This is a genomic window from Streptomyces albidus (ex Kaewkla and Franco 2022) (assembly GCF_013870515.1).
Classification (GTDB): Bacteria; Actinomycetota; Actinomycetes; order Streptomycetales; family Streptomycetaceae; genus Streptomyces; species Streptomyces albidus.
In genome coordinates, this window is the sequence record NZ_JACBXA010000367.1 from 1 (window position 1) to 4,158 (window position 4,158).

General features: G+C 71.1%; 3 protein-coding genes. 2 read left to right on the forward strand and 1 reads right to left on the reverse strand.

Annotated features, from left to right (window positions below; genetic code table 11):
- Positions 1–2,331 (reverse strand): hydrogen gas-evolving membrane-bound hydrogenase subunit E (gene mbhE / locus H5J26_RS28925; protein ID WP_181768926.1); only part of this gene is annotated, 2,331 nt, incomplete at its 3' end.
- A gap of 226 nt (positions 2,332–2,557) precedes the next feature.
- Between mbhE and H5J26_RS28930 the strand changes: the two genes are divergently transcribed.
- Together H5J26_RS28930 and H5J26_RS28935 are read left to right on the forward strand one after the other, a co-directional pair.
- Complete coding sequence (locus H5J26_RS28930; RefSeq protein WP_181768927.1) at positions 2,558–2,752, forward strand: hypothetical protein; 195 nt, start codon at positions 2,558–2,560, stop codon at positions 2,750–2,752.
- Positions 2,753–2,866: 114 nt separating this feature from the next.
- Positions 2,867–4,158, forward strand: a 1,292-nt coding sequence (locus H5J26_RS28935) for a hypothetical protein (protein WP_181768928.1), incomplete at its 3' end; no start/stop codon positions are given.

Genomic DNA, 4,158 nt, shown 5'->3' on the forward strand with positions numbered 1-4,158 from the left:
CAGATAGACCAGGCTGGTCACGCCGACCGCCGCCACCGCCAGTACGGCGGACTCACCCATGGTGTCCCAGGAGCGAAGGTCCACAAGGGTGGTGGAGACGATGTTCTTCAGCCCCTCGTGCTCGGTGGCCACGACGAGCCCGGGCCCCGCAGGGGAGTCCAGCCGGGCGGCGCCGGCGACGTAGGTCAGCACAGCGGCGAAGACCCCGGTGGCGACTCCGGTCACGAGCTGTGTGACGCGCCGCGGAGTGCTTGCGCGCCGCCGGCTGGGGAACCGGGCGGGCAGCCGTCGCAGCACGAGGACGAACACCACCAGTGAGACCGTCTCCACGGCGAACTGCGTCAGCGCGAGATCCGGCGCGCCGTGCAGCACGTACAGCACCGCCGTGCCGTAGCCGGTGACGCCGGCCAGCACGACGGCCTTCATCCGCTGACGGGACGTCACGCACAGCGCCGCGACGACGCAGATGATGACGACGACGCCCAACTGCGGCACTGAGTCGAACAGGCGCACCGGACCGACGTCTTGCCAAGGCGGGTCGACGATCATCGCGATGCTCTGAGCGGTGATCAGCACCGCGAGGACCGTGCCGAGGTAGACGGGCAGCGAGCCGCGCTGCACCGCACCGGTGACCTCGAGCGAGGCGCGCTCCAGGGACCACAGCGCACGGGCGAAGACCTGGGTGCCCTCCACGCCCGGAAGTTGCTCGGCCAGGCGTGCGAGGGGCCGCATGGCGAGGAAGAGCAGAACGCCCGCGAGCCAGGCAAGCACGGACAGCCCGAGCGCCGGTCCGAAGCCGTGCCACAGCTCCAGGCGGAACGGATCCCTGGGCACGGGGAACTCCCCGGCGTAGCGGGTCAGTAGCGGGCCGAGGGCGAAGACGCCCGGGCCCAGGGCGAGTCCGGCCAGGGCGCACAGCGCTGCCGGCACGACGAGCAGAGGGCCGCTGGTCCCCCGCAGCGGTGTGGCGATCGGCGAACTCTGCTTGGCGACCGCCGACGCCGCTTCCTCTCCGGCGGAGTCGCCGGCCGCGGAGGACTTCGCCGCGAAGGCCCCCCAAAGGAAGCGCAGCGTGTAGGCCGTCGTCAGCGCGGAGCCGGCGACCAGGGCGGCGAGCGTCCACGTCCCGGCGATCCCGTCCCGCATCAGTGACGTGAACGCGGCCTCCTTCGCGACGAATCCGGTCAGGGGCGGCAGTGCGGCCATGGACGCTGCGGCGAGCACGGCGACGACGAAGACCACCGGCATGGAGCGGGCCAGCCCGGAGAGCCGGTCCAGGTGCCGCGTCCCGGCGGCGTGGTCGATGATGCCGACGACGAGGAAGAGCGGGGCCTTGAACAGGGCGTGCGCCAGAAGCATCACCGTGCCGGCGAGCGCTGCGTCGTAGGTGCCCGTTCCGAACAGGACGAAGAGAAAGCCGAGTTGGCTGACGGTTCCGTAGGCGAGCAGCCGCTTCAGGTCGTTCTCCCGAAGTGCGCGCCAGCCTCCGAGCAGAATCGTCAGCGACCCGAGAGCGAGCACGGTCACGTGCCACGTGAGTGCTCCGGCGTACGCGGGAGCCAGTCGCGCGACCAGATAGACGCCCGCTTTGACCATGGCGGCGGCGTGCAGGTAGGCGGAGACGGGCGTCGGTGCTGCCATGGCGCTGGGCAGCCAGAAGCTGAAGGGCCACACGGCGGACTTCGACAGGGCGCCCGCGAGGATGAGCACCAGTGCCACCGCGAGGATGCCGGTCGCGGGCGGTGGCCGGTCGAGGATGCCGGAGATGCTGTACGTGCCGGCCGCCTGCCCCAGCATCAGGAAGCCGACGAGCATGGCGAGTCCGCCGACCGTGGTCATGATCAGAGCTTGGAGGGCGGCGAGCCGGTTGGGCCGCCGCTCGGGCACATGGCCGATGAGGAGGTAGGAGAAGACCGTGGTCAGCTCCCACATCACGTACAGCACGATCAGGTCGTCGGCGAGGACCAGCCCGAGCATCGCTCCGGCGAAAGCGGTCAGCGTTCCCGCGAACTGCCCCAGCCCGAATTCCGCCCAGCTGAAGTAGCCCGCGCAGTAGACCAGCACCAGTGCGCCGAGGCTCCCGACGACGAGCACCATCAGCAGGGCCAGCGCGTCGCAGCGGAAGGCCAGCTGCACACCGAGTTCCGGTATCCACGGCCAGTGCTGGACGGTCACCTCCCCCGCCGCCGTGTCCCCGAACTGCGCGAGCGCCCATCCCGCCGTCGCCGCCGGCACAAGGGCCAGTACGAGGAACGCCCGCGAGCCCAGCCACCGCACCAGGAGCGGAGCGCAGCACGCCCCTGCGAAGTGGAGAAGGATCAGCGACAGCACAGCGCGATGATTGCACGCTTAATTACGCAATTTGCGCACAAAAGACCCGTACTGACGCTCGGCGTGCACGGGCGCAGACCTCCGCTCACTTCGCGCGAAGTACACCCCGGAACCGCAGATCGGGCTCATCGGGAAGCGAATCACCCGTTTGCCCGTTTCCCTGCTTATGTACTTTCTGTGACTCTTGGGGAGCTCAGGGTGAACGTCCCCTACATCAGGAGTCCCCATGATTCTCAGCGTCTCCGGCGTCCTCCTGCTCGGCTTCATCATCTTCCTCTTCACCCGCAAGGACGGGCTCAAGTTCTCCCATGCCCTGGTCTGCGCGCTCTTCGGCTTCTATCTGGCGGGCACCGCCATCGCCCCGGGCATCAAGGCGGGCGGAGCGAGCCTGGCCAGCCTGCTCGGCGGCATCAGGCTCTGACCCCGGCGGCGGACTCCCGTCGCCGCCCGTGCAGTTCGCAACAGCTGTTTCATCACTGGAGGTTCCGTGGCGCGTTGGCCGCTCCCCCGGCCGCGACGGAGGCCGGGTACGGCGATGGCGCGCGGGCGCAGCGCCGTCCGTGCCGGCACGGACGGCGCGCTGGACGTACTGCACCCCCTGATCACCCTCGCCCGCGGCCTCGGCCGGCTGATCACCCTGGTGGTGCGGTGGTGGAGGCGTACGCCGAAGGACCGGCGTGGGCCGGTGCTCTTCGTGGCGGCCGTGGGCCTGCTCGTGGTGGTGCTGATGCCGTGGGGGCCCGCCTTCGCGGTCCTCGTGGTCGTGTGCGCCGCCGCGTGGCAGGGCCGGGACGGCGCGGGCGTCAGGGCTGGCGCCGATCCCAGTGAGGAGGAGAGCGCCCGGCTGCAATCGGTCTACGAGGCACTGGTCCCCCACTTCTCCCTCCCGAACGACCCGGGCCCCGAACCGCTGTTCGCACACGACGGTTCGTGGGAGCGGGCCTTCGAGGAGGTGGAGCTCGCCGAGGACGGCCGCATCGGACGGCTCCTGCTGCGGTATCCGGCGCACTTCCGTGACGGCGACCCCGCGCTTCGGTTCACGGTGGAGCGGCTGCTGGGCGCGAAGTCGGGTCGGGACCGCGAGTACCGCTTCGTGTGGGACGAGGAGCGCAACCAGCTGGAGATGACCGTCCCTGAACCGCTCCCGCAGGGCATCCACGCCCAACGGTTCGTCACCGGGCCCGGCGAGATCGTGCTCGGCTTCACCGACGCCGAGTCCGTCCAGCGCCGGGTCCCCGTCACCGACGGCGGCCGGGCCCGTGACGTCCCGCCCGTGGTCTGGCGTACGGGTGCACGCTCCTCGGAGTCGCATCTGCTGGTGGTCGGCGCACCGGGAGCGGGATCGAGCACGTTGCTGCGCTCCGTCGTGCTCCAGGCGCTCCAGCACGGGGACGTGCTCGTCGTGGACGGCGGCGGATCAGGTGAGTTCGCCTGCCTGTCCGGGCGCAGCGGCGTGCTCGCCGTGGAGACGTCGCTGACGGGTGCCGTCGCCTCCGTCGAGTGGGCGGTCCACGAGACGGAGCGGCGGCTGTCGGCGGCGAGCCGCGCGCGACAGGCGGGCCACGGTGTCCCCGACGACGCGCGGCGGCCGTTGTGGGTGATCCTCGACCGGCCCGCGGTGCTGAGTCATCTGGCGCGCACGGAGGGACGACGGGACCCGCAGGAGCTGCTCCAGGTGCCGCTGCGCCACGGCCGGGCCGCCAACGTGACGGTGGCAGTGGCCGAACACTTCGAGTGCGTGGACGAGTTGGCCCCCGCCGTGCGCGCGCACACCAGGGCCCGGGTGCTGCTGGGGGCGGCTTCCCCCGAGGAGACGCGGGCGGTCCT

Bases quoted from the DNA above. Each gene is read 5' to 3' on its own strand.
- H5J26_RS28930 (WP_181768927.1), top strand. From the start codon at position 2,558: ATGATTCTCAGCGTCTCCGGCGTCCTCCTGCTCGGCTTCATCATCTTC.